We start from the raw sequence: 24804 nt of genomic DNA, 5'->3' as shown, positions 1-24804 counted from the left end.
ACCCCGAAGATTTGGATCAGTTCTTGATCTTACTATAGTCCTCTATGAATTTCTGAATTCCTTCATCCGTCTTTGGATGGGAAACCATCAACTTAAGAACACTATATGGAATCGTTGCTATATCGCAGCCCATTGAAGCTACTTCCAAAACATGAGTAGGCCCTCTTATGGATGCAGCAATTACTTCTGTATCAAAATCATAATTGACGTATATCTGCATTATGTCGCCAACCAGATCGCTACCGTGAATGCCCATATCATCAAGACGACCAATAAATGGCGAAACATATCTCGCTCCCGCCTTTGCTGCAAGAAGCGCTTGTTGCGCAGAGAAGATAAGCGTCACATTGACATCGATGCCTTCTGATGACAGTACTTTTGTTGCCTTCAAAGCCTCGATACACATGGGTAACTTAACATTGATATTGGGATGAATGGCCGCAAGTTCACGTCCTTCCTTGATCATATTTTCTGCATCAAGAGACATTGCTTCTGCGGAAATGGGACCGTCGACGATCTTCGCGATCTCCTTCACGCGAGTTGGTGTATCTGTTCCCTCTTTTGCTATCAGACTGGGATTTGTGGTCACTCCGTCCAGAATCCCCCAGCTGTTGATCTCTCTAATCATGTCAAGATTCGCTGTGTCAATAAAAATCTTCATAATATCATCTCCTTTTTCTTCTGAATAATAATTTTGGCTGCCTGAACTAAATCATCTGCAGTCAGCCCATATTTCTTAAAAAGTTCATCTGGGGTTCCAGATTCACCAAAAGTGTCACGCGTACCTATCCTTTTCAGTGGAACTGGCATTTCTTCTGAAAGAAGTTCAGCAACCGCAGATCCGAGTCCACCGATAATACTATGCTCCTCGGCTGTGACAACACATTTGGTCTTTCTAACTGACCTCATCACAGATTCATTGTCAAGAGGTTTTATTGTGGACATGTTGATCACTTCAGCGTCAATCCCTTCTTTTGCAAGTGTACCTGCTGCCTCCAAACAATTGGAAACCATCTGTCCAGTACCGATAAGTGTGACGTCTTTTCCTTCTTTAAGGACTTTAGCCTTTCCAATCTCGAATGCTTCTCCTTCATTAGTTACGCATGGAAATTCTGCGCGCCCCAATCTCATATAAACGGGCCCATCAAAATCTGCAATGGCCATAGTGGCTTGGTATGCCTCGAAAGCATCCGCAGGAGATATCACCGTCATATTCGGAAGAGAACGCATCAAAGCTATGTCTTCCAAAGCCTGATGAGACGCTCCATCTTCCCCCACACTTATACCGCTGTGTGTGGCAACAATTTTGACATTTAACCTAGGGTATGCCACTGCGAGTCTGATCTGCTCCCAACATCTTCCGGTAGCAAAAACCGCAAAGGTGGAGGCAAAGACAATCTTACCTGATGCCGCTAGACCAGATGATATACCGATCATATTCTGCTCTGCGATACCACACTCTATGAACCTGTCGCGCGCTACTTTCTTGAAATCCGATGTTTTCGTAGATCCCGCCAGATCTGCATCAATAACAAAAAGATTGGGCTTGCTCTCAGCAAGGTCCACTAAGGCCTTACCAAAATAATTACGCTGTGCGATCTTCTTTCCGGTCGTCAATGGATCACATCCTTGATTTCTTTTACGGCAGCTTCGTATTCGTTGAAATTGCATGCCTTACCGTGGAAATCTGTGTTGTTTTCCATGAAGGACACTCCTTTTCCTTTTATTGTATTCATTATTATGACTACGGGGTTCTTTTTTGACTCTTTGGCCTTGTCGCATGCTTCTATTATCTGACGAACATTGTGCCCGTCGACAATAATGACATTCCACCCGAATGCACTCCATTTTTCAGGCAGAGGGTCCAAAGACATTATGTTCTCTGTATTCCCTGTTATTTGCAAACGATTACGATCAACAACAGCAATCAAATTATTAAGTCCATACTGATGGGCGAACATTGCCGCTTCCCAATTTTGTCCACTCTGAAGTTCTCCATCCCCCAACAGACAAAAAACCTTGTAATCCTTACCATCCTTTTTACCAGCAAGAGCAATTCCACAAGACATGCTCAATCCCTGTCCAAGAGACCCTGTGGACATCTCCACTCCCGGAACCTTTCCACGCACAGGGTGGCCCTGCAGATGCGAGCCCAATTTCCTAAGAGTTTTGAGTTCTTCCTTTGGAAAATAACCTGCCTCCGCAAGAGTCGCATACAATATTGGCGCAACGTGCCCCTTCGAAAGAATAAATCTGTCTCTATCCTCCCAATTAGGATTGGATGGATCGTGTTTCAACACATGAAAATATAAGGCCGCCATAAAATCGGCCGAAGATAAAGAACCACCAGGATGTCCAGATTTTGCTACTGTCGTCATCTCAATAACATCCAACCTAAGGATGTTAGCAATGTTCTTGATCTCGTCGACGCTGTGCTCCATCGAATCCCTCTTAATCGCTTTCAATTCTGGGTGCGAGGAAATAACAGACACTGACCTCTCCGTTGGCCAATGTGAATAACATCCTAACTGGATAATCGTCGTCCAACTCAACAGTAACTACTGTTCCTGCTGGTACGGCCTTAACAAGATTGGAAAAGTAATCTAGAGGAAAAAGACTGCACACCGCCGATGGTGTATTAAGACTCACAAGCTGAGCCTTCTCGACCCTCAGACTTGCGTAATCCGTATCCCCCTCACAAGAAAGCTCAAATCCCTCTGGATCGGCCTTGAGCGAAATATGATCTGAAATGGACTCCGCTGCGCGGATTCCTCTCTGAAGCTGATCGATGGATATACTTACCTTTGCAGACAGAGTAAGTTGCGGGACCTTTGCATCACTCATACTTGATGTGTCCACGAGATTCATGCGTCTGGTAATATTTCCTATCTTGAACACAAGTCTTCCCTGAGTTTCATCCTGTTCCATGATTATGATATCACCTGGACCAGCAAGTTTCAGAACTGTCTTGACCTTATCGAGATCCAAACCGATCTCCGTCTCACTTGCAGAAAATGACTCGAATGCTTTAGCACCAACATTAAGCTCTATCATAGCAACGTGTGCTGGATCCACTGCTTTTAAACTCATGCCATTCTGATCGATATTGAACTTAACCTCATCGATAAGAGTGGAAATTATATTTACGAGCCCTTTCAACGTTTCCGACTTAATTTCTGCCTTGAACATAATTTTACCTTCCGTCCAAGAGTTCAGTACTCTCTCCACGAGTGGTTGCATTTACAGCAACGATATATCCTTGTTTCAGGTTCATCGGCTGCACGAGTCTGTCTAATGACAAAATACGCTTCCGTGTGACCACACTCCGAACAGGTTATACGCGTCTTGGGGAGTGTCGCTATGTTCTCCTTAATGACTGTTGTCTCTCTGTCCTTGGACTCGGTCTTGACAACCTGGCTGTTACTGCCGATCTCTTTCACAGCGCCGCACGCATTACACACGTACTTGCCATCCTTAGGAAACATCATTGAACCGCATGAGCAAAACAAGCTATCAGCCTCTAACACTCCTACATTGGGTGTCCATATTAATAACTTGCCACACACACGCGCGCCATTAAGGGGAACCATTTTTCTTACGAGCTGACCTGTCCAAAATATCAGAGAATGGATTGGGCGACTCATCCTCTGTCGACGTGGATGAACTGGGAGATACAGTGGTCGTAACCGTTTGAACTGTTGTTCCAGTAGGCTTATCACGGGCCGTTGCCCTTGAAGGCTCTGATTTCTTTGAATCGGGATTATTGTTGACAATCATGCCCTGAGATTCAATGCAGTCATCAAATGACTCAAACCCAAGTGTCTTGTTACGATAGTACAGTTCCATGGATCTTGCTGTAGGTCTGATTGCACCCTCAACAGCACCAGTAGCAAGAAGATCGGTCGTCTCTTTTCTGATCTGTCTAGACAGCATTCCACCAACTAGGCCAAAGACAATAACTAAGCCCAACTTGGAAAGTGCCAGTGCAGATGTTCCCGGATTAAAGAAGGATGTCAGATACGATCCAATAAGACCGGACAACCCCCCTAGATTTCCTGCTGCTTCCTCTGCTGATACCTCTGGGAATCCACCTGCAGAAAGGATCAATTGCGATAGCCCCCATGCCACGAATACCAAAAGAACACCAGCTAACAAGGCACAAATGACGCCTTTGGTCATGGAACCGCATTTCCTTCCACAAACATACCCAGCTATAGCAGGGCCAATGATTGGGATCCACCAAAGTACCGCTGACAAAAAGAGGCACATAACAACTGCCATACGTACATCGTAAGTTCCAAAGCTAACGGACTTTGCCCTACCGATTAACCCACTAAAACCACTGATGGCCATCATGCACCCCGACCCTTAATAGAGAGATGCCTGTTTATAAATTTGTTTAAAGAAAATGGTTTAATAAAGGGTTTGAATGAATTTCACTTTCTAAATTTCTTTTTCTTCTTAGAGGCGCGTTCAGCCTTGAGATTCTCCTTCAAAGCTTTGGCAATCTCTTCACCTTGTGATTTTCCATCTGTTATGTCACATTCCACGTAATGTAGAACGACCCATCCCTCGGCTATGAGTGCTTCATCTTCGGCCTTATCTCCAATCTCAGAGGAAATGTATACAGCCACCTTACCTTTGACAAATGCAACTGGAATCTTATGTTCTCCATAATTCCTTCTGCATCTCAATCCTTTATTCCATGCAGCCCTCCTGACCAAAGCATCTGGCGTATCCTCAGTGATATTAACCTCTTCGAGATCTCCTTCGAGCTCTTCAACTTCATCGTCCGGATCTGTTATTCTTATTTCTTCCTGCACAATAGAAACAGATTCTACCTTAACTTTTTCAATTGGTTCGACATTGTTTTCCGACACATTGCTGACCGGCATATCCTTTACAGATTCGGCAGGCTGTTTGGTAGTCTTCTCGACTGGAACTTCAACCTTGACATCATCCACTTTTTTCGTATCCCGAACAACAGCCGCTTCCCTTGAACTCATGACCTTCAATTTGGGAAGCTCTTCCTTTTTTTCCTCTACTTTGAGAGTTTCCTTCTGAACGTCGTTCTTTTTAGGCTCAACTTTAGGGCCTTCTGCCTTAACTTCTGCTTTGGATGCATCGGTTTTCAAAGTAACGGTGGCAGACTTCTTTGTTTCCTCTACTTTCTTCGAGGGGACCTTTTCGGTAGTTTTTACAGAAGCTTGCTGTTTTTGTTTACCAACACTTTTGTTATCTTTTTTGTTAATCGGTTTACTCGTTTTCTTGGTACATGCTTCACATTGTCCTTCTGAGATATATGATACAGCAGTGAGTATTATCCATAATGCTGTGAATACTGCAAATCCAAATCCAAGAATGGCATCAAGTGCTGCAGTTCCAATCATGAATATTGCAAAAAATGCAGATACCACCATCAATGCCTTTTGTTCTGAGATCCAATTGAATCCTACCTCAGAAATCACAGCAATAATAGCTACAATCTCAAAAATCATTACAACTGTACTATCAGATTTTGTTGCACCTAATACTATAAGGACAACGGCTGCGACCAATATCAGAATGCCGTAGACCTTCGCAATGAATACTCCTTTGATGTTGCGCATAAGTATGCCCGCACCAAAGATCAGACCCAGTAGACCAGCCACTATGCAACCTGCTGTATAAACAGAGGTTTCACCCAAGTCTGTAATGTTGTTTACTCCGATCTCAAACCCACTAGTGGTAAGAGCAGCCGCAAACAACGCAATCACATATATAAGCGCAGCTAAAAGCCCCAAAGTACCCAAGACTTTGCCGTCACTAAAACTTATTCCCATAACACAAGATACCCACATACTTGTTTTAGTAGTTTTTCCTTGATTTCCCCAAATTGCAGTTCAACATCTATCTATGAGAAATTAAATATATGCCGAGTATGTAACCTACGTCATCACCTATAATGTGGGGCGATATTTCGCCCTCCATCATTCATCAATGTCAAAGAGGTACACTACCTCTTTTCACAAAATCCTTCATCTTTGAAGGTTAAAAAATTACGAAAAGGAGAATACTATGTTAATGAAATTTAGATTCCTCGGTGGCGCAGAAATGGTAGGCCGTATGGGAATGACAATAGAGGGTGACGGCAAGACAATACTCGTCGAGTATGGAATGAGTCCGACAAAACCTCCAGAATACCCAATCGTGGCCCCTAGGGTCGACCATGTCTTCCTGACACACTGCCACTTGGACCACTGTGGAATGGTACCTGCAGTATGCGGTAGAGATGGGTGCGAGCTTTTTACCACGCCGCTTTCTGCTGAAGTATCCGAACTAATGATGTATGACAGCTTAAAGATCGCTAAAGCAGAAGGATATAATGAGCCATACAGTGAATCCGATATTGAAAAAACAATGAGATGCGTGGCACCCCTAACATTCGGAGATACAATAGAATTGGGAAAAACAGACGTCACATTTCATTCCGCAGGACATGTTCCAGGAGCGGCCATGTTCGAATTTGCGTGTGACAGCAGTACTGTCTACACAGGCGACATACACACCGCGGATCAAGGACTTGTACTAGGTGCGAAACCAGTAAAATGCACCAATCTGTTCATTGAAGGAACATATGGTGGACGCAATCATCCAGATAAAAAAACCACAATAGAGAATTTTATTGCCAAAGTCGATGAAGTAATAGACCGCGGTGGAACTGTTATCATTCCTTGCTTCGCGGTTGGAAGAACACAAGAGATCATGATACTCCTGAAAGACCTCGGATATGATATGTGGGTTGACGGCATGGGACGTTCAGTTACACGTTTGTTCCTTGATTACCCGGAATACCTAAGAGATCCGAGGGCACTCAAATCCGCGAGAAGGGCATTCACTGAGGTTAGGAACTCAGGTATGAGGAAACAGGCCAATAAGGGACAGATCATCGTCACTACAGGTGGAATGTTAGATGGAGGGCCCGTACTCGGATATCTTAGAGATCTGAAAAACGATCCTAAGAACGCCATACTACTTGTTGGATACCAGGCAGAGAACACCAACGGAAGGCTCTTGATGGAACAAGGATGTATTGTTGTTGACAAAGAGATCGTCAAAATTGAATGTGAAGTACAAAAATTCGACTTCTCTGCACACGCTGGACATGATGAGCTCATCAACTTTATCAACAGATGCGACCCTGAGAATGTTATAATAATGCACTCCGAGACAAGAGAATTATTCCTCCCTGATCTGCAAGATTACAATGTGATCCTACCAAACACAGGAGAAGAATTCGAGTTAGACGTATGATAAAGGACATTAAGCGCTTTCTAGAGGAAGACGTTGGAAGTGGAGACATAACCACTGAAATGTTTGTGCCTGACAGAACGGGCACCGCCTCTATCTTATGCGAGGAAGAAGCCGTAATTGCAGGACTAGAAGAAGCTAGAGAGGTCTTCGAAGCATTGGGCGCGGAATGTCAACTCATAAGCAGAGATGGGGACACAGTAACAAAAAATACTGTAGTAATGTCTATTTATGGCCCACTCAGGGCCATAACCACTGGCGAAAGAGTCGCACTCAACATACTTATGAGGATGTCTGGCATAGCGACTAAAACCGCCAGGATCACCAATATAATCAGGACAAAAGACCCTCATTTAATGATAGCTGCAACAAGGAAAACTACACCTGGTTTCAGATATTACGAAAAAAAAGCAGTAGAACTCGGCGGAGGCTGGCCGCATAGAATGGGTCTCTATGATATGATCATGATCAAAGACAATCACATTGCCGCGTGCGGAAATATTGAGAACGCCATGAAAAAATTAAAGAACATTGATCCGACGGTAAAGGTCGATGTTGAGGTCGTATCATTGGAACAAGGAAAAATCGTAGCCGGATACGCTGTCGATATTATCATGGCGGATCATATGTCCCCAGAAGATACAAGAAGTCTCAAACAATACGTCAATATGATTTCTCCAAAAACAAAAATTGAAGCCTCTGGTAACATTACGGAAGACAACGTGCTTTCATATGCAGGTTGCGCTGATATCGTATCTATGGGATCTCTCACTCACTCCGTAAAAGCTATCGATTTTTCTTTGGATATTGACCCCATAAAGAATTAATCCACAATCACCTATTCTCCATACATGGCAATAGATTTGAACGATTACAAATGTCAATTTTGTGGAAAGCCCTGCACCAATTTTGTTTTTGCAGCATTTACATGCGACGATCCCGAATGCATTGAAAAAGCGAGGATCGAACGTGGTGGGCCCGGCGGACATATGAAAAGAAAAGCAGAAGGAAAGCCCATTACGCCAGAAGATATATGCAGACCTAAATGACCGCTCTTTCTTACGATATCTGGACAAGACATTAAAGAAGGGTCGCAAAGCGACCCCAAATATCAATGCCTGAATACGCGGCACCCTGTGAATACCATTGCGATATTATGCTCGTTCGCAGCATCAATGACCTCTTGATCCCTGATGCTGCCTCCTGGCTGTATTATTGCTGTGACGCCAGCCTTTGCTGCCTCATCCACACCGTCTCTGAACGGAAAGAAGGCATCAGAGGCCATTACACATCCCTCTGTGGGCTCATTGGCCTTCATCGTCGCGATCTTCGCCGAATCTACACGACTCATCTGTCCTGCCCCTATGCCGACCGCACGTTCACCTTTAACATAAACTACGGCATTTGAGGTCACGTGCTTTGCAAGTTTCCACGCAAAAAGAAGAGAATCGATCTCTTCATCAGTGGGTGCACGCTTCGTAACGATCTTAAGATTACCGCGATTGACGGAAACATCTTCATCCGTCTGCACCAGTATCCCACCCTGTACCTTTCTCATTTTGTATTCCCTGCATCTGCCAGAGGGTCCAATTGATACATTTGTTCTCAAAAGACGAATATTCTTCTTTCTCTCCAATACCTCTATTGTACCCGTTTCATAATCTGGGCAAATCACAGCTTCTACAAAATACTGAGAGATCATATCTGCGGTCTGCATATCACAGTTCCTGTTGAGGCATATGACACATCCGAACGCAGATATTGGATCGACGTTGTATGCAGTCTTGAATGCCTCGAATATCGTATCTGCTGATGCAAGACCACAAGGATTTGTATGTTTCATAACCACTGCAGTTGGTCTGTCAAAGTCCATCACAATGTCCAATGCTTTGTCCAGATCCAAAATATTGTTGTATGAGAGTTCCTTTCCGTGTAACTTCTCGGCTTTTGCAACAGTTATACCTGGTGTAAACGGTTCCTGGTAGAACGTTGCCTTTTGATTTGGATTCTCTCCATATCTCAAATCCTCAACTTTTTCCATCGGTATGGGATAGGATTTAGGGAAACCGTCTATGAATCTTCTACTCATCTGTTGAGCTATCATGGCATCATAATTTGCAGTTACCACAAAGGCTTCGGCCATTAATCTTTCCAAGATTGATTCGTCCAGTTCTCCCTTATCTTTAAGTTGTCCTAATACAGCAGAATATTGATCAGGATTTGTTAGGACTGCCACCGATTTGTAATTCTTGGCAGCAGCACGAATCATACTGGGGCCACCGATGTCTATGTTCTCAACAATGTCTTCGAACTCTACTCCTTTCTTCAAAACCGTCTGTTTGAACGGATAGAGATTTATGACCACCATGTCTAAGGATTCTATGCCTTTTTCCTTTATGGCCTCCATGTGTTCTGGAAGGTCTCTTCTGGCCAGAATCCCTGCATGGATCTTTGGATGGAGTGTCTTCACGCGACCGTCGAGCATCTCGGGAAAACCTGTAACCTCTGACACCTCCGTCACCTTAAGACCGTTCTCTTTCAGAAGTTTGTATGTTCCGCCAGTGGAAATGATATCCACGCCTAGCGATGACAATTCCTTCGCAAAATCAACAATGCCTGCTTTATCGGAAACACTGATTATTGCTCTTTTTATCTTTGCCATGATAATACCTCCTCTCCTGAGGATGACGGACCTTAGCCGCTACTGTCGCTCATATTGACTAATGTTAGATAAACATATTCTGCAAAGAATGATGCTATCGCCCGGCGTATGTTTTTTTCATTGGCTTTACAGTTAATATTTTGTACAATAATCTATATTGACTATGTAACATACATATTGCTCCATATTTTACGCCAGCAAGGAACATTACCTTTTTATTCTACAAAAGAATTTGTACAATATCTTCAATTGAATTGTACAAATACGATTCAATGACGAAGGGTGAATTGAATGACGATTAAAAATGCATACCTTAAAGGCGTATATGCCGGCCTCGCCGAGCGCAACAAAGATCAACCCGAATTTCTACAGGCAGTAGAAGAGGTTCTAGAATCGCTGGAACCTGTAATCGAAAAACATCCTGAATATCAAAAAGCAGGACTTGTGGAACGTATTGTCGAACCAGAGAGGATCATAGTGTTTCGTGTGACCTGGATGGATGACTCCGGAAAAGTACAAGTGAACCGCGGTTACCGTGTACAATTCAATTCCGCGATCGGACCATATAAGGGCGGTCTGAGGCTTCATCCGTCCGTCAACCTGTCGATTTTAAAATTCCTTGGATTCGAACAGATATTCAAAAACAGTCTCACTGGACTTCCCATTGGAGGAGGAAAGGGTGGATCGGATTTTGATCCTAAAGGAAAGTCTGACAATGAGATCATGCGTTTCTGTCAGTCATTTATGACAGAATTAGAAAAACATATCGGCGCAGACACAGACGTACCTGCCGGAGATATCGGTGTCGGAGGAAGAGAGATCGGCTATATGTATGGCCAGTACAAGAGACTCAGAAATGAATTCACTGGTGTTCTGACCGGAAAAGGTCTCTCGTACGGTGGATCACTTGCGAGAACAGAAGCTACAGGATACGGACTTTGCTACTACACAGAGGAAATGTTGAACGATAACAACAACTCCTTCAAAGGCAAAACCGTTGTCATATCTGGTTCAGGAAATGTTGCCATATACGCTTGTCAGAAAGCAACACAACTTGGCGCCAAGGTCGTTGCCTTATCAGATTCCAATGGATACATATACGATAAAGCTGGAATCGACTATAAGACAATCCAGATAATCAAAGAACAGAAAAGAGACAGGATTAGTACCTATCTCAACTATGTCAAAAACGCAGAGTACCATGAGGGATGTGGAAATATCTGGACCATTCCGTGCGATATTGCATTGCCTTGCGCCACGCAGAATGAGATAGATGAGGCGTCCGCAAAGATACTTGTGAAGAACGGGGTCAAGGCTGTAGCAGAAGGAGCCAATATGCCCAGCACACCGGGTGCAGTCGCATATTTCCAGAAAAATAAGGTTCTTTTCGGTCCTGCAAAAGCAGCCAATGCTGGCGGAGTCGCAACTTCTGCATTGGAGATGTCCCAAAACAGCCAGAGGCTGTCTTGGACCTTCGAGGAAGTCGATGATAAATTAAAACAGATCATGATCAGAATATATCATAACTCGGCTAAAGCAGCAGAAGAATACGGTGTTAGAGGCAATCTTGTCGCAGGAGCCAACATCGCTGGATTCAAAAAAGTCGCCGATGCTATGCTTTGGCAAGGCATCAGCTATTAAAACTTACAGGGTGGACCTCGATGTCCACCCGATTTTATTTTCAAACAGATTTATCCATCAAAGACATATCCCTGTGCAATGATGAAAAAGAAAGATTTGGAAATCGCACTCGAAAAAGTGCTTCCCTTCAAAGACCCGGACCCTGCGCTAGAACAGTATCCCACTCCTGCAAACATAGCTGCAGATATCTTGTTTCACGCGTACAAAAACGGAGATGTCGATGGCCTTAAGATCATAGACCTCGGATGCGGAACCGGAATATTCTCAATAGGCGCCTGGCTTTTAGGAGCTGGGATGGTCGTTGGATATGATGTCTCAGAGTCTGCACTCGATATTGCAAAAGAATGCGCCAAATCTTTCAACGCCAACCTTGATTTCAAATTATCTGATGTAAAAAACATCGATGATGGGGCAGATACCGTGTTCATGAACCCTCCATTCGGATGTCAGAATCGCAAAGCTGACAGGGCTTTTCTAGATAAGGCCATGGAGATCTCTGAATGCGTATACTCGATACATAAGGCAGATACATTGGACTTTATCAAAGAATACGTGGATAAAAAAGAAAGGAACATAGTTTATAATAAAACGTATAAGTACGATATCCCTCATACCTTTGAATTCCATAAAAAAGAGAAACAGAGCGTTGACATCGTGGTTGTTAACATAAGGTGATTCATAATGACAAAAAAAATTGAAGTATTTCCCGGTGACGAAGTCGCGGAAGAAGAAGAATATCTCGCTTCAGACGGAACATTTGCATGCGATGGTAAAATCTACGCATCACAGATCGGCCTGCTCGAACTTGACGATGATGAATGTGTCGCCAGAGTCATCTCCCCAAACCCTCCAAACACATTGAAGATCGGAGACATAGTCTACGGAATAATAGGCGATATTAGAAAGACAATGGCAACGGCCGAGGTAGTTGCAAAGGAAGGTACAAGAAGGGATATTGCAAGCGATACCAATGCTACAATACATGTTTCTAAGATCTCCCAAGGCTATACCGATGATGTTTCCAAAGAACTCAGAAAAGGAGATTTTATACGCGCTCGTGTTATCGACGTCAGCCCGTCCCTGCAATTGACTACAAAAGAGGATCATCTCGGAGTTATCCGTTCTCTATGTGGAACGTGTAAAACAGAACTGGTAAGAAAAGGTAAGAACCTCTACTGTCCTGAATGCGAACGTTCCTCCCCTAGAAAGATCGCAGATGACTACGGTGATGTGAAGATATGAATGAGATCCAGGACATTGAGTCCCTTAGGACCGAAGTAAAGGCCCTCAGATCAGAAGTCAAAGATTTGAAAGAATTCATCAGAGCCGTATACAGTCTGATCAACGAAGAGGAAGAGGATTATCTCTGTGGTGACTCTCCCGGCGGTGCTGAAGTAGGCAGATACAACACATGAAACTAATTGCACTTCTATCAGGCGGCATCGATTCCCCAGTAGCAGCATACATGATGGCGAATGCTGGTGCAGACATCATTCTTTTGCACATGGACAATCGCCCTTATGCTGATGATGCCATAATCGATCATGTTAAACGTCTCGCTGCGAGACTAAGGGAGGTCACTGGACAAGAAATGCCCCTTTATTCCGCTCCACATTACATCTCACAGGAAAAAATCAAAGAAAACTGTGATAACAACTATCAATGTGTGATGTGCAAAAGAATGATGCAGAGGACTGCAAGAGAACTTGCAAAGAAACTAGACTGCAGCGGCATAATAATGGGGGATTCTCTTGGACAGGTGGCATCTCAAACCCTCAAGAACATAAGGTCTGAAAATACGGGTTTGAATTTCCCCGTAGTAAGGCCCCTCATTGGCTATGATAAACTTGAGATAGAAGCTATATCAAAGGAAATTGGCACCTACGACATCTCCGTGGAACAAATATCTGGATGCAAACTCGTACCTTTCAAACCCATAACAGAGGCCGATCCTGGTAAGATATGCACATTTGATATTACTACAGAAACTGAGATTTTAGCCGAGCGTATAGCTTCAAATGCTTCTCTTATCTGATCAATGCCTGCTATAATAGAATGCTGGACAAGAATCGATTTCTTCCTCATCATAAAGCATATCCATTGAAACTCTGTCAATATATTGTGCCTGTACTCGAGATATGTACAAGGTATTTTTCCCAATCAGGATCTTTATATCTGTGTCCTTGGGTTTTTTTACCTTAACAGGAACGAGTGCAGGTCCGATACATGCCGTACATACTCTGTAATCCTGTCCTTCAGACTCAATCATCTTGACGACATCTTCATCGACCGTGATCATGCTTTACCCCAGACTTACATCATTTATATAATTGCTGAAAATCATTTTTCAAAGAAGTCCCGTACATCGCTAACAGGGTCATGTGTCAGACGAGCATCAAGACCATTCATTGTAGATGCTCTTCTGTCCAATATCACTGCAACACCTCTATCGGTCTCCGATCTTATGAGACGGCCTATTGCTTGCCTCATCTTCCTTTGAGCAGGAACCTTTATTGCATGCTCCCACCCATTACCAAAACGATATTCACAGTATCTCTTCAAAGCCTCTTGTTTTGCAGTTGGTTTCGGAAAAGGTATCCCTATTAGAATGGCGAGTTCCAGTTCCTTGTCTGGAAAATCAAGTCCCTCACTGATCCTACCTCCCATGACACAGAACAGAACACTTTTTTCCGAAGAACGGAATTCGGAGACAACATTCATTAATTCGGATTGTAGCATTCCTCTCTTCTCAAAATAGATCTCTCTTTCCAAAATTTCCGGTATATTGTCATGAATGAATCTGTCCATTAAACCATAAGAGGGAAAGAAGACCGCTGTGTTCCTTTCTGTACAACGAACCAATCTTATGACATAATCAACGATTCTATCATACGCTTCCCGCCCACTGTTCATTTCCTCATAGTTCGTTGACACATCATCAACATACAAAACCTTCAGATTCTCCTTGGGGAATGGAGTTGGAAAAACTTTTTCAATCGCATTTTCCATTCCTAATTCATGTGAATAGTCAATTAATGGGTTCAATGTACCAGACATACTGACAGACGACCAACATTCCCTAAGAGGGAATGCGGCATCATATGGGTCTAAACAGAATGCTTCAAACTTTGGATTTTTCCCACTGACTATCAAACTGACATATATGTTCTCATCACACGTATTCCATGCTAACATGAATGCCCCAAAAGAACCGATATAAGAACGTGGAAGTTTACGCTCAGATTTTTTTTGAGAGATTATGATCTCTCCTTGCTCAATAATACCTTTGTATATTGCATCTAAGGACAGAGACGAAACACCCAATCTTTCCATCATCTCATCTTGAAGAAAACCGTATGGCAACAAGCCGTCATCTGCACCAATATACCTTTCAAGAGCGTTGTCCATACATTCCCTGAATACCGCGGTGATATCCGTTATCTTAAATCCCCTGAATATCTCGGGGTCATTCCATTCCAAAGCTTCCTTCTCTGCGAGTTCCAATGCTCTTGCTGTGTATTCACATGTCATTACCTCCCTTAGATACGAAGGAAGGTTATGGGCCTCGTCCACTATCAAAACAACATTTGAAAGAGATGCCCCCATCCATTGTGTGAAATGCTGGATCACATGAGGGGAGAATATGAAAGGGTATGGAACGGCGATCACGTCTGCATGTGGTAGAAGACGTTTTGTCAATTCATAAGGACATGTGCGATTTTCTAAGCATCGATCGAAGAACTCCTCTGGTTGAGGATGGCACTTCCTTATGTAATCGACATAGGTCGATGGATCCAATTCTTCAAGATTATCAAAATAGATACAATGTGAAGAACTGCCTGATTCTCGTTTCTTATATTCTGAACAGAGTTTAGACAATTCCTCGGACGTTCCGGACAAAAGTTCTGGATCATCCTTCATCAAAGGACATGTCGTGCTGCTTCTTCCCTGAAGACCGATGCAAACAATATCTTTCTTCTCCGAGATCTTTGTGATCTCCTGTATGACCTGTTTCTGTTGGGATTTCGTTCTCGTCAAGTATATGACTTTCTTACCTGTACCGAGGGCCGCTTCCAATGCTCCTGTAAGCGACGTTACTGTCTTTCCAGTTCCCGTACCTGATTCGATGACCAGAGACATGCCATCAGTCACCGCATCGCGGATCTGACGTACTATCGCCTCCTGTTCACCCCTATAAGTGTACGGGAAAAGGTCCATCTTAAGTTTATTCTCCGCCTCTGTTGCGCCAAATGTCATCAGGCAGATCGCGGTATACGGATTCTTCACCGTCCGTTTCCGTAGAAGACGAACGCGCACGGGCCATGAGCTCGCCGATCTTCTCCTTTCTAAAGAGCCAGTAGTGTATCCTCCACTCCCTACCGTCATAGAGCGTGGTCTCTTCCCTCTCTGTGGTGAGGATACCTGCATCTTCGAGCATGTAGAAGGCATCACGGTCCTCCGGCTCTAAAACATTATCAATTATCCTATCGGAATATCCGAAGAAATTAAGGACGTGATGAGCAAGCGAATATGCCTGCTCATCCTCCATTCCCATGCTGTTGTTGATACTATTCTTTATCGCTAAAGTAAGATCATCAACCGTCACTGTTGTAACCGTCATCATCATCAACTCAGTTCTCTACCAGATCTATGAATTTAGCACTGGTGACCGCATCAGCGGCCTTTGTGACCTTCGCAAGGACATCTGTAGAGACGTTCTGATCCACTGTTAGGATCATTAACGCTTTCTTGCCATTCCTCGCAACCGTCATCTGAGCTATATTTACATTGGCGTCACCGAGAACAGATCCGACCTTTCCTATCACTCCGGGAACATCGTTGTATGTCATCATTATTATGTCCCCTGTCATAGGTATATCGAAAGAATACTCGTTGAAACCGACAAGTCTTGGATTGTCTCCAAAAACTGTTCCGCGTAACACTGTGATCTTGCCACCGGAAACGATCTTCATCTCGATCATATTGGAATATTCCTCAGATTTATCTGTAGACGACTCCTTTATACTGAGCCCTTTTGTCTTTGCTATTGGCATAGCATTGATCATATTCACATTTCCCTTTCCGACTATGTTGTTCAACAATCCGATCACAGCACTTATTGTCACAAGTTTTGTCTGTTTGGATGCGAGTTCTCCGCAATACGTGACCTCCAGCGCCTCTATTGGATTGTTTCCATTCATCTGATGGATAAAAGATCCCATATGCTCAGCGAGAGGCATGTAGTTCTCGGTCTCAGGATCTAACTTTCCACGCGGTGCGTTGATGGCGTTGGTTATAACGTTATCCTTAAGGTATTTGACCACAGCAACAGCAACCTCGATGGCGACCCTTTCCTGCGCCTCTACGGTACTTGCTCCTAAATGAGGCGTGGTTACAAGATTGTCCAATTCCAGAAGTTTCTTCTCATCATCTGTCAACGGTTCATTGCACCATACATCGAATGCAGCACCTGCAATGATCTTTTCTTTGAGTGCGATGTAAAGGTCATTCTCATCGACGATGCCTCCGCGAGCAACATTGGCCATTCTCGCATTAGGTTTCATCATCTTGAATTGTTTAAGACCTATCATATTCTTGGTCTCAGGAAGCAGTGGCGTGTGAATGGTCATAAAATCGGCTGTGGAGATGACCTCTTCTAAAGTGGTAAGCCTGACTCCGATCTGATCTGCCACATCTTTAGGAAGATATGGGTCATATCCTATCATTGTCATATTGAAGGCCTTCATCCTCTTCGCGACCTCTCCGCCGACACGTCCCACACCTATGATTCCAAGAACCTTTCCATTTAGCTCTACACCTGTATACTTGGATCTCTTCCATTCGCCCTTGTGCATAGATTCGTGAGCAAATGGTATGTTCCTTGCTAGTGCCAGCAACATTGCGCATGAGTGCTCAGCGGCAGAGAGAATATTTGCAGAAGGGGTGTTCATTACAAGAATACCTTTCTCCGTTGCATATGGGACGTCCACATTGTCCACCCCTACTCCTGCGCGTCCTACTACACGTAATTTCTTTCCGGCATCCAAAACTCTTTTTGTGACCTTAGTACCGGACCTTATGATCAAACAATCATAATCCCCGATAATTGCACAAAGCTGGTCCTCCGTCAGATCTGACCTATCATCAACTGGAAATCCGGACTGTTTCAGGATGTCCAGTCCTTCTTTGTCTAACGAATCTGAAACAAGAATCTTAGCTGTCATTTTAAATCTCTCCCATTGTCTCTTCCATAACGGAAAGTAACTCTTTTACATCTTTAGGTGTAAGATCTCCCATGTGTCCGATCCTAAATGTATTGTCTTTAACATCACCATAGCCGCTGGATATCTCGTATCCTTTCGATTTCAACTTTGTATGGAATGCATCGAAATCTAGTTTGCCGCGGTTCAGAACACCAATGGTGTTCGACTGGTGACCCTCCTCTGGGAACATGCCCTCGAGATTTTTCTTGGACCATGTTCTAACTAGGTCCGCCATCTCTTGATGTCTTCTATATCTTGCTGGCATTCCTTCTTTTAAGATGCGGTCGAGTTGAAAATCAAGTGCATACATTAGGGAAACGGGGGGTGTTGTGAGGGCGTAGTTCTCATCATTCTGCTTCTTGAGCTTTTGAAGATCTGTGTAAAATCCTTTGTTTTTGACGGATTTGGATTTCATCATCATTCTCTCCGATACCGCGATCATCGCAAGTCCAGGAGGTAATGCAAGTGCTTTCTGGGTTCCAAATATCATTGCGTCTGGTTGAAGCTCTTTCATTTTGAGGTCCATTGCAAATGCTGATGTAACGGCATCCACCATGACCAATGCGTCTGGATTCTGCGACCTTACCTCTTTGGCCAATGCAGTGGAATTACTGAAAACTCCTGTGGAGGACTCGTTGCTGACCCAGTGGACCATTTCCACATCCTTTGTGACCTTCCCTGCTATATTCTCGGGTTTCATGGCCATCCCCCAAGGGACCTGGATCTCTTCGACGGTTTTTCCATTGAGTTCCGCGATCTCTATGGACCTGTTCCCAAATGAACCATTGGTTATTCCGAGAGACTTGTTCTGTACGCCGTTCCTTATTGCACCCTCGAGGAATATGCTTGCAGATCCTGCGACCAAGAATATGTCCTGATCCGTATCCAGTGCTTTCTTCATCTTCTCGATGACATTACCGTGAAGGACCTTGTACTCCTTTGAACGATGCGTGATCATCGGTTTAGTCATAGCCTGAAGGACCTCGTTTTCAACATTAACCGGTCCTACCGTGAACAATTTTCTGCTCAATATAATCCCTCGTCCGCCTCGCTCCCTTAAAAGACGGCTGAACCGTGATTAACTAACCCGTATATATCTTAGTATGCACGCACGCGCATGAGACAGCAATAAAAAAACAAGAGCGAACAGATCACAAATTATCGTTCATGTACTTTCTGATTCTTTCAAATCCTTCTCTTATCTGACTCTCACTTGTGGCGTAAGATATTCTGAAAAATCCTTCTCCGGAGGGCCCAAATGCTGTACCGGGGGTAACGGCCACGTGAGCGTGCTTCAGAAGATTTGCCGTAAGTTCAACAGATTTCATCTGTGAATCGTACTTTGGGAACAGATAGAAAGCCCCTTTGGGAACATTACATTCTAATCCTTTTATTTCACTTATAAGGTCTAGTGCCAGATCACGCCTTGATTTGAACTCCCTTATCATATGATGCATAGCGTCCTGAGGTCCATTCAACGCCTCGACCGCCGCAGTCTGAGTAAATGATACACAGCAAGATATCGAATGCGATTGCAATTTATTAAGAGCTGAAATGCTATTTTCAGATGCGATCGCCCAACCCAGCCTCCATCCCGTCATCGCATACGTTTTCGATAGACCTGATACAGTTATCGTCCTGTCGAACATATCTGGCAAAGACGCGATGGAAACGTGCTTGCCTTCATATATTATACTCTCGTAGATCTCGTCGGACATTACAAGAAGATTGTGTCTTATGGCGATCTCAGAAATGGCCTTTATTGTCTCTAAAGGATAAACACATCCTGTTGGATTTGCGGGAGTGTTAAGGAATATCATCTTGGTCTTAGGAGTTACCGCTGCTTCAATAAGCTCGGGATTGACCACGAAATCATCCTCGTATCTTGTAGGCACATAAACCGGAATGGCTCCTGCCAACCTTATACATGCCTCATAGGAGACCCAGCTTGGATCTGGAAGTATGACCTCATCCCCTGGATCAAGGAACCCCAGAGCTGTCATGAAAATAGCTTGTTTACATGGCGTCACAAGTACATTTTTCGATTCACAATTTATGTGATTGAAGGTCAACGCCCGCTTGGCAATTGCCTGTCTGAGTTCTGGTATCCCAAGTGAAGGCGTGTAATGCGTGAATCCTTCATGAAGTGAATCCACTGCAGCCTCCACGATATTGGAAGGTGTTGAGAAATCTGGTTCTCCCATTGAAAATGAGATTATGTCAATTCCAGATGCCTGAAGCTGACTTACAATGTTGGAAATCTCTATTGTACCCGACGCCGGCACACTCTGAACCCTTTTTGATACCATCGTTCCCAGCCTAACCCTCTTCACATATATATTTTTTAAATCTCTTAACTGAGCAATATGCTCAAATTACCTGCATTGATAGCAGTCTTAAGTGCCATACCCATTCTCGCTGCGGTGCTCATACCCGGATATATTAGATCCGCATAAGGTGACCCTGAGATGAACGGATTGGTCCCGGCAACTATTCTGGTTGAGATCTCAAAGACCTTGAATTCCAGTTTATCTGTAACTACAGTTTCCAAACAGAACGGTCCCCACATACCACCGAACAGCTCATAAGAACGATTCACGACATTCTCGCCCATCTCGAACGCCTTCGGTAAAAGAGACTCGCGAATAACTACCGGTGTATTTCCAGTGACCACGAATGATGGATAGAGACCATGCCTTTTTGAATCCTCTATGGATCCAAGCTTGTACATCTCATCTATGTTACTCTCGTCGCGACGATCTATTGATAACAATTCCAAAGAGCCGCCTTGCTTACAACGATAGCCGTCCTTCTTTAACGGATCATAGAAGAAGTGAAGGTAATATCTGGTACCCAAGCAATATTCTTGAATTGTATATGGTTGAGAATTATCTATCTGCATCTTGAAATCCGGATAGTCTTTCGCAATAAAGAAACCGCGTCCACCTTTAGCACCGTGATACTTCACCAACACTGGCTCATTTATCTCCCTTGCATCGGTGATCAAGCGTGGCATTGGAACCCCAGCAGATGTTATCCACTGTCTTTGACTGTCTCTGTTGGACTCCCATTGGAGAACTGCACGATTACCATAGGACGGTACACCTAGATCCTCGAATCTAGAAGGCGTCATATATTCAACGAAAGATCCGTGCGGAATAAGAATTGTATTCTGATCAATGAGCTCGTCGACGCGCTCCTCCATCTCGTCAAAATCCCTATACTTGATAATGTTGTCCGGCTTGGCCAGAGGGAACGCATCATAATACTTGGTGTTATCCTTAACGGTCAATCCCAACGTCCTGAAACCCATTTTACGGGCTCCGTGAAAGATCTGGAGCGACGAATGTGAGCAGAGTGTCGCGATGGTTATGTCGCTCTTGTCATACCCTTCCAAAATCTGATCGATCTTACTCTTGGGAACCATATCCTCTGATAGCTTTCCCCCTTTTAAATATATCTACTCGATAACAAATTTTAGACCAATTAGTATATGACTCAGCAACCATATGTGAGAACAAAATGGTTAATCTATTCGTACCACATCCATATCATAACAGATACAGCATTGGTGCGATTATTGCAGGAACGTCTCTTTTTGGCATGCTGATGATAATACTCGGCATATTCTATATGAACTCGGATGTCATATTAGCGACAGACAAAGATACGTACAGTCTGACCACAGTAATAATGATGTCTTTTATCCTGTGTATCGGTTTATACGCCCTTAATCAGAAAGCCATTATGGAAGGGATATCCATGATATTGATCGGAATATCTGCTATTTCTTTCACGGCTGCGTATATGTTGGGCGGTAACGATGAACTGCATGTATTGGATTTTCTTTTAGGCATTGGACTTCTAATAGTTGCCCTAGCATTCTACACAAGAAAAGATTGGCCCCTTGCTATCGGAACCTTTGCCGCTGCCTTTGGTTTGATCCTGTATCCTCTGTTCGGAGAGGCCTCTTTGATATTCGTTGGTATGGCGCTGGAGATCTCGGGCCTCATGTACCTCTTCTACGGGTTCCATGCTTGGTACAGCGTATGCATTGACAAGGAGACTTATGCCTGGCAAAAAGATGGAAAGGCTGCAGCAGCAGACAATGCTGTTGGAACTGCTGGATTCATGATAATGGGCATACTTTCCATCTTAATAGGCCTGTATTACATCAATTTCAATCTTGGAATTTTTACAATGGACCCTATAACATACAATGTGGCGAAAATATTGATGTCGGCCGTAATACTTTATTATGCTGCTGTCGCGATCAGGGACGGTTCAATTACATCTGGAATGATGTCACTATTCTTTGGTTCGTCAACATTCACATTCTCTGCCTGTGCTCTTGCGGGACTAGGTGGACTGGAAGTCGCAGATGTGATGTTTGGTATCGGGATGCTCATGGCGTGTGTTGTTGCGTATAAGGAAAAAAATATTTCAGCCTCTATGATTGGTTTACTCGTTTTTGTCGGATTCTCGATATATCCATTCTTCGACGGAAACATCATATACTGGATGGTTGGGGTCCCGATTCTTATTGTTGGGATCATAATGGCATACAATTCTGTAAAAAACATATTCGCCCTTGAGATTGATCCCTACAGAACATAATCACACATTCTACCTATTCGGTGTACCTGATAATAATCTTTTATATTCACAAAGGGTACCTCATATGCCTCGTTAACATTACAACGAAGAGGTCGAAAACATGAGCAATAACAACCAACTAACACCTCTGTTTGAAGAATTAAAAAAGGTGCTTGAAGGAAAAATAGACGATGATACCCTAATGAAAGAGGTCAAAAAATACGTCGAGGACTATGGAATCGATGTAGACCGTGCAAAAAGGGCCATCATCAAGAAATATGATACTGATGCAACATCCAGTTTTGTAACCGCAGACTCCATCGTCAAAAAAATTGATGCTCTAAAGGGGTCAGAAATGAACATAGATGTCATTGTAAAAGCGATCTATGTTGACAAAAAAGAAGTTAACATCCGTGGAACCAAGAAAATCATTATCTCTGGAATCCTTGGAGATGAAACTGGAACCTGTCCATTCACAATTTGGGAAGGAGAAAGCGTAGACCTTATCAAAGGTGAAACGTATCACTTCAAAAATGCTTACACAAAAATGTGGAACGAACGTGTACAGATAAATCTCGGCACTCGCGGAAAAATAGAGAAAGCTGATTCTACTGTAGATGTTCCGGAAAGAACAATTCCTACATCCGAGTCTCGTGAAATTAAAATCGGAGACATCAAAGAAGGCGTGGGCAACATTACAGTTACAGGACGCATAATATCTACTGAAACAAGAAATATCAATGTCAAAGGAGAATCCAAGGTCGTATACGCAGGGATAATTGCAGACGATTCTGGAAAGATCCAATATTCTGCATGGAATGACTATTCACTAAAAGATGGAGAGACCATATGCGTGAAGAATGCATACGTACGTGCATGGAGAGGCATACCTCAACTTAACATGGGAGACAGGTGCGAGGTCAGTAGAGTCACAGACAATTTTGGACAGATTCAAGAAGTCACATCCAAAAAGACCATCTCCGACATTGTCAAGATAGGGGGCGCACTCGATGTCGCTGTCTTCGGCACAGTTGTAGACCTGAGGACCGGAAGCGGACTCATAAAAAGGTGTCCACAGTGCAACCGTTCAATACTGAATGATGAATGCAGTGCGCATGGAAAAATAGAACCTGTATTCGATCTCAGAATGAAACTCATTGTAGACGATGGTACAGGTGCATTAAGTGCTGTTGTAAATCGTAGCGACACTGAAAAACTCACAGGAATCACTTTGGCTGCTGCAGAAGAACTTGCCAAAGCACAGAGTGACATGGATTCTGTCAGCAGAGAAATTGCACAAATGATCATAATGAAGAGAATCACAATAAAAGGTAATGTGATGAGCGATGATTATGGACCGATGATGATCGTTAAAGAAGCATCCATAGATGATGTGGATGTGGTCACTGAAGCAAAAAAGCTATATGAGGAAATGGAGGGGGCATTATGAACGCTAGAGAAACAGCCTGGAGATTGTTTTCCTCTGAACTCAATACCGCCACATACGAAATTAAAGGTGCAGATGAAAAATCTCCTTCCTATATTGTGACGCACCTTGGTGCAATGGTCAATAGAGTTCTCATTGCTGGTGTCCTAACAGAAAAAGAAAATGTTGGATCTGGGGAAGAACCAATGTGGAGAGGCAGAGTACAAGACGTTTCCTCTGGTAATTTCTACATTAACATCGGCAAATATCAGCCTGAGGCCGCAGCAGCCATCGCTAATATGGATACTCCTGCATATGTAGCAATAATAGGAAAAGTCAGAACATACACTGCTAATGATGAACGGGTCTTCGTTTCTGTACGTCCAGAACGTATTATAAAAATTGATGAGGAGACACGTAAACAATGGATGCTTGAAACTGCGCAGTCCACATGGTCAAGACTTAAAATGATGAAAAAAGCCACATCCTTAGAGAATGCAACAGAAAAAGACCTGATCGGCCTTGGATTCTGTGAAAGAGATGCAAAAGGAATTGTGACTGCTCTTGACCATTATGATGTGCCCAATTCAGCCACATACTTAAAGACCATCCAATACGCACTTAGAACAATATTGCCCGACAACAATATCGACCTTGGTCTTCCTGAAGATGTATCGGACCTGCCTGATGAAATTGAAATCGAACCAGGAGATACTGCACACAACAGTGCCGACATGGAGGATACGATCCTTAGGTTACTCGAAGAACTCGACGTTGACGGCAAGGGCGCTCCTCGTGACGAACTTGAAAGAAGAGCGGAAGCAGAGGGAATCTCAAGCATGGAACTAGAAGAAATCTCTAACATACTAATGGATAAGGGACTTGTCTATGAACCTAATTTGAGATATTTGAAACGTATTTGAACG

Annotated in this window: 26 protein-coding genes; 11 read left to right on the top strand and 15 right to left on the bottom strand. The window is 43.5% G+C overall.

What is annotated here, in order from left to right; all coding sequences use genetic code 11:
* Positions 1-16 precede the first annotated feature (16 nt).
* The 7 genes from fsa to KRP56_01000 form a co-directional block, all read right to left on the bottom strand.
* A complete protein-coding gene (gene fsa / locus KRP56_01030; GenBank protein ID UAL07879.1) occupies positions 17-661 on the bottom strand; it encodes a fructose-6-phosphate aldolase in 645 nt (214 codons plus the stop codon).
* Entirely contained in the window at positions 658-1671 is a 1014-nt protein-coding gene (locus KRP56_01025; GenBank protein ID UAL07878.1) for a transketolase family protein, read from the bottom strand. Before KRP56_01025 ends, fsa begins: the two co-directional genes overlap by 4 nt.
* Positions 1614-2441 carry a transketolase gene (locus tag KRP56_01020; protein ID UAL07877.1) on the bottom strand — a complete coding sequence of 276 codons (828 nt, stop codon included), beginning with the start codon at positions 2439-2441 and terminating at the stop codon, positions 1614-1616. The genes KRP56_01025 and KRP56_01020 overlap by 58 nt, the downstream gene beginning before the upstream one ends.
* 10 nt (positions 2442-2451) lie before the next feature.
* Positions 2452-3189, bottom strand: a complete 738-nt coding sequence (gene pcn / locus KRP56_01015) for a proliferating cell nuclear antigen (pcna) (protein ID UAL07876.1) — start codon at positions 3187-3189, stop codon at positions 2452-2454.
* A 23-nt stretch (positions 3190-3212) separates the two neighbouring features.
* A complete protein-coding gene (locus KRP56_01010; protein UAL07875.1) occupies positions 3213-3590 on the bottom strand; it encodes a transcription factor S in 378 nt (125 codons plus the stop codon).
* Complete coding sequence (locus KRP56_01005; GenBank protein UAL07874.1) at positions 3577-4281, bottom strand: hypothetical protein; 705 nt, start codon at positions 4279-4281, stop codon at positions 3577-3579. Before KRP56_01005 ends, KRP56_01010 begins: the two co-directional genes overlap by 14 nt.
* Before the next feature lie 155 nt (positions 4282-4436).
* Positions 4437-5822, bottom strand: coding sequence for a hypothetical protein (locus tag KRP56_01000; GenBank protein UAL07873.1), 1386 nt, complete (start codon positions 5820-5822; stop codon positions 4437-4439).
* 235 nt (positions 5823-6057) lie between these two features.
* Between KRP56_01000 and KRP56_00995 the strand changes: the two genes are divergently transcribed.
* The 3 genes from KRP56_00995 to KRP56_00985 are packed head-to-tail and all read left to right on the top strand — an operon-like array spanning position 6058 to position 8339.
* A complete protein-coding gene (locus KRP56_00995) occupies positions 6058-7293 on the top strand; it encodes an MBL fold metallo-hydrolase (GenBank protein UAL07872.1) in 1236 nt (411 codons plus the stop codon).
* Positions 7290-8117 carry a carboxylating nicotinate-nucleotide diphosphorylase gene (nadC, locus tag KRP56_00990; GenBank protein UAL07871.1) on the top strand — a complete coding sequence of 276 codons (828 nt, stop codon included), beginning with the start codon at positions 7290-7292 and terminating at the stop codon, positions 8115-8117. The genes KRP56_00995 and nadC overlap by 4 nt, the downstream gene beginning before the upstream one ends.
* Positions 8118-8141: 24 nt before the next feature.
* Positions 8142-8339 carry a hypothetical protein gene (locus KRP56_00985; protein UAL07870.1) on the top strand — a complete coding sequence of 66 codons (198 nt, stop codon included), beginning with the start codon at positions 8142-8144 and terminating at the stop codon, positions 8337-8339.
* 62 nt (positions 8340-8401) lie between these two features.
* Here the strand turns inward: KRP56_00985 and purH are convergent, their stop codons facing one another.
* A complete protein-coding gene (gene purH / locus KRP56_00980; protein ID UAL07869.1) occupies positions 8402-9952 on the bottom strand; it encodes a bifunctional phosphoribosylaminoimidazolecarboxamide formyltransferase/IMP cyclohydrolase in 1551 nt (516 codons plus the stop codon).
* 291 nt (positions 9953-10243) lie between these two features.
* Here purH and gdhA point away from each other — a divergent pair, with 291 nt between their 5' ends.
* The 5 genes from gdhA (at position 10244) to KRP56_00955 (ending at position 13628) form a co-directional block, all read left to right on the top strand.
* Positions 10244-11593 (top strand): NADP-specific glutamate dehydrogenase, encoded by a 1350-nt coding sequence (gdhA, locus tag KRP56_00975; GenBank protein UAL07868.1) that lies wholly within the window; start codon positions 10244-10246, stop codon positions 11591-11593.
* A gap of 78 nt (positions 11594-11671) precedes the next feature.
* On the top strand, positions 11672-12268 hold the full coding sequence (locus KRP56_00970) for an METTL5 family protein (GenBank protein UAL07867.1): 597 nt from the start codon (positions 11672-11674) through the stop codon (positions 12266-12268).
* A gap of 6 nt (positions 12269-12274) precedes the next feature.
* On the top strand, positions 12275-12835 hold the full coding sequence (locus KRP56_00965) for an exosome complex RNA-binding protein Csl4 (GenBank protein ID UAL07866.1): 561 nt from the start codon (positions 12275-12277) through the stop codon (positions 12833-12835).
* Complete coding sequence (locus KRP56_00960) at positions 12832-13008, top strand: hypothetical protein (GenBank protein UAL07865.1); 177 nt, start codon at positions 12832-12834, stop codon at positions 13006-13008. The genes KRP56_00965 and KRP56_00960 overlap by 4 nt, the downstream gene beginning before the upstream one ends.
* Positions 13005-13628: a tRNA 4-thiouridine(8) synthase ThiI gene (locus KRP56_00955; protein UAL07864.1), complete on the top strand. Its 624-nt coding sequence runs from the start codon at positions 13005-13007 to the stop codon at positions 13626-13628. The genes KRP56_00960 and KRP56_00955 overlap by 4 nt, the downstream gene beginning before the upstream one ends.
* Here the strand turns inward: KRP56_00955 and KRP56_00950 are convergent, their stop codons facing one another.
* The 7 genes from KRP56_00950 to KRP56_00920 all read right to left on the bottom strand — a co-directional run bounded on the left by KRP56_00950 (position 13629) and on the right by KRP56_00920 (position 21283).
* Complete coding sequence (locus KRP56_00950) at positions 13629-13892, bottom strand: hypothetical protein (protein ID UAL07863.1); 264 nt, start codon at positions 13890-13892, stop codon at positions 13629-13631.
* Positions 13893-13933: 41 nt separating this feature from the next.
* The gene (locus KRP56_00945; protein ID UAL08410.1) at positions 13934-15811 is read right to left on the bottom strand and encodes an ATP-dependent DNA helicase; all 1878 of its coding nucleotides are present in this window, start codon (positions 15809-15811) and stop codon (positions 13934-13936) included.
* 7 nt (positions 15812-15818) lie between these two features.
* Entirely contained in the window at positions 15819-16220 is a 402-nt protein-coding gene (locus KRP56_00940) for a hypothetical protein (GenBank protein ID UAL07862.1), read from the bottom strand.
* A 4-nt stretch (positions 16221-16224) separates the two neighbouring features.
* A complete protein-coding gene (gene serA, locus KRP56_00935; GenBank protein UAL07861.1) occupies positions 16225-17817 on the bottom strand; it encodes a phosphoglycerate dehydrogenase in 1593 nt (530 codons plus the stop codon).
* A 1-nt stretch (position 17818) separates the two neighbouring features.
* Positions 17819-18886, bottom strand: a complete 1068-nt coding sequence (locus KRP56_00930) for an alanine--glyoxylate aminotransferase family protein (GenBank protein UAL07860.1) — start codon at positions 18884-18886, stop codon at positions 17819-17821.
* 121 nt (positions 18887-19007) lie between these two features.
* Positions 19008-20165 (bottom strand): pyridoxal phosphate-dependent aminotransferase, encoded by a 1158-nt coding sequence (locus KRP56_00925; GenBank protein UAL07859.1) that lies wholly within the window; start codon positions 20163-20165, stop codon positions 19008-19010.
* A 44-nt stretch (positions 20166-20209) separates the two neighbouring features.
* Entirely contained in the window at positions 20210-21283 is a 1074-nt protein-coding gene (locus KRP56_00920; GenBank protein ID UAL07858.1) for a formate--phosphoribosylaminoimidazolecarboxamide ligase, read from the bottom strand.
* A gap of 95 nt (positions 21284-21378) precedes the next feature.
* Here KRP56_00920 and KRP56_00915 point away from each other — a divergent pair, with 95 nt between their 5' ends.
* The 3 genes from KRP56_00915 (at position 21379) to KRP56_00905 (ending at position 24801) form a co-directional block, all read left to right on the top strand.
* Positions 21379-22473: a hypothetical protein gene (locus tag KRP56_00915; GenBank protein UAL07857.1), complete on the top strand. Its 1095-nt coding sequence runs from the start codon at positions 21379-21381 to the stop codon at positions 22471-22473.
* A gap of 100 nt (positions 22474-22573) precedes the next feature.
* Complete coding sequence (locus tag KRP56_00910) at positions 22574-23902, top strand: single-stranded DNA-binding protein (GenBank protein ID UAL07856.1); 1329 nt, start codon at positions 22574-22576, stop codon at positions 23900-23902.
* The gene (locus tag KRP56_00905; GenBank protein UAL07855.1) at positions 23899-24801 is read left to right on the top strand and encodes a glycerol dehydrogenase; all 903 of its coding nucleotides are present in this window, start codon (positions 23899-23901) and stop codon (positions 24799-24801) included. The genes KRP56_00910 and KRP56_00905 overlap by 4 nt, the downstream gene beginning before the upstream one ends.
* Positions 24802-24804: the final 3 nt, after the last annotated feature.

Origin of the sequence: Candidatus Methanogranum gryphiswaldense (assembly GCA_019262145.1) — an archaeon.
GTDB classification, from domain to species: Archaea; Thermoplasmatota; Thermoplasmata; order Methanomassiliicoccales; family Methanomethylophilaceae; genus Methanogranum; species Methanogranum gryphiswaldense.
The sequence above is the reverse complement of the archived record's forward strand: the minus strand, read 5'-3'. Positions and strand labels throughout refer to the sequence as shown.

Bases quoted from the DNA above. Each gene is read 5' to 3' on its own strand.
- fsa (UAL07879.1), bottom strand. From the start codon at position 661: ATGAAGATTTTTATTGACACAGCGAATCTTGACATGATTAGAGAGATC.
- KRP56_01025 (UAL07878.1), bottom strand. From the start codon at position 1,671: ATGCAATTTCAACGAATACGAAGCTGCCGTAAAAGAAATCAAGGATGT.
- KRP56_01020 (UAL07877.1), bottom strand. From the start codon at position 2,441: ATGGAGCACAGCGTCGACGAGATCAAGAACATTGCTAACATCCTTAGG.
- pcn (UAL07876.1), bottom strand. From the start codon at position 3,189: ATGTTCAAGGCAGAAATTAAGTCGGAAACGTTGAAAGGGCTCGTAAAT.
- KRP56_01010 (UAL07875.1), bottom strand. From the start codon at position 3,590: ATGGTTCCCCTTAATGGCGCGCGTGTGTGTGGCAAGTTATTAATATGG.
- KRP56_01005 (UAL07874.1), bottom strand. From the start codon at position 4,281: ATGGCAGTTGTTATGTGCCTCTTTTTGTCAGCGGTACTTTGGTGGATC.
- KRP56_01000 (UAL07873.1), bottom strand. From the start codon at position 5,822: ATGGGAATAAGTTTTAGTGACGGCAAAGTCTTGGGTACTTTGGGGCTT.
- KRP56_00995 (UAL07872.1), top strand. From the start codon at position 6,058: ATGTTAATGAAATTTAGATTCCTCGGTGGCGCAGAAATGGTAGGCCGT.
- nadC (UAL07871.1), top strand. From the start codon at position 7,290: ATGATAAAGGACATTAAGCGCTTTCTAGAGGAAGACGTTGGAAGTGGA.
- KRP56_00985 (UAL07870.1), top strand. From the start codon at position 8,142: ATGGCAATAGATTTGAACGATTACAAATGTCAATTTTGTGGAAAGCCC.
- purH (UAL07869.1), bottom strand. From the start codon at position 9,952: ATGGCAAAGATAAAAAGAGCAATAATCAGTGTTTCCGATAAAGCAGGC.
- gdhA (UAL07868.1), top strand. From the start codon at position 10,244: ATGACGATTAAAAATGCATACCTTAAAGGCGTATATGCCGGCCTCGCC.
- KRP56_00970 (UAL07867.1), top strand. From the start codon at position 11,672: ATGATGAAAAAGAAAGATTTGGAAATCGCACTCGAAAAAGTGCTTCCC.
- KRP56_00965 (UAL07866.1), top strand. From the start codon at position 12,275: ATGACAAAAAAAATTGAAGTATTTCCCGGTGACGAAGTCGCGGAAGAA.
- KRP56_00960 (UAL07865.1), top strand. From the start codon at position 12,832: ATGAATGAGATCCAGGACATTGAGTCCCTTAGGACCGAAGTAAAGGCC.
- KRP56_00955 (UAL07864.1), top strand. From the start codon at position 13,005: ATGAAACTAATTGCACTTCTATCAGGCGGCATCGATTCCCCAGTAGCA.
- KRP56_00950 (UAL07863.1), bottom strand. From the start codon at position 13,892: ATGATCACGGTCGATGAAGATGTCGTCAAGATGATTGAGTCTGAAGGA.
- KRP56_00945 (UAL08410.1), bottom strand. From the start codon at position 15,811: ATGGACCTTTTCCCGTACACTTATAGGGGTGAACAGGAGGCGATAGTA.
- KRP56_00940 (UAL07862.1), bottom strand. From the start codon at position 16,220: ATGATGATGACGGTTACAACAGTGACGGTTGATGATCTTACTTTAGCG.
- serA (UAL07861.1), bottom strand. From the start codon at position 17,817: ATGACAGCTAAGATTCTTGTTTCAGATTCGTTAGACAAAGAAGGACTG.
- KRP56_00925 (UAL07859.1), bottom strand. From the start codon at position 20,165: ATGGTATCAAAAAGGGTTCAGAGTGTGCCGGCGTCGGGTACAATAGAG.
- KRP56_00920 (UAL07858.1), bottom strand. From the start codon at position 21,283: ATGGTTCCCAAGAGTAAGATCGATCAGATTTTGGAAGGGTATGACAAG.
- KRP56_00915 (UAL07857.1), top strand. From the start codon at position 21,379: ATGGTTAATCTATTCGTACCACATCCATATCATAACAGATACAGCATT.
- KRP56_00910 (UAL07856.1), top strand. From the start codon at position 22,574: ATGAGCAATAACAACCAACTAACACCTCTGTTTGAAGAATTAAAAAAG.
- KRP56_00905 (UAL07855.1), top strand. From the start codon at position 23,899: ATGAACGCTAGAGAAACAGCCTGGAGATTGTTTTCCTCTGAACTCAAT.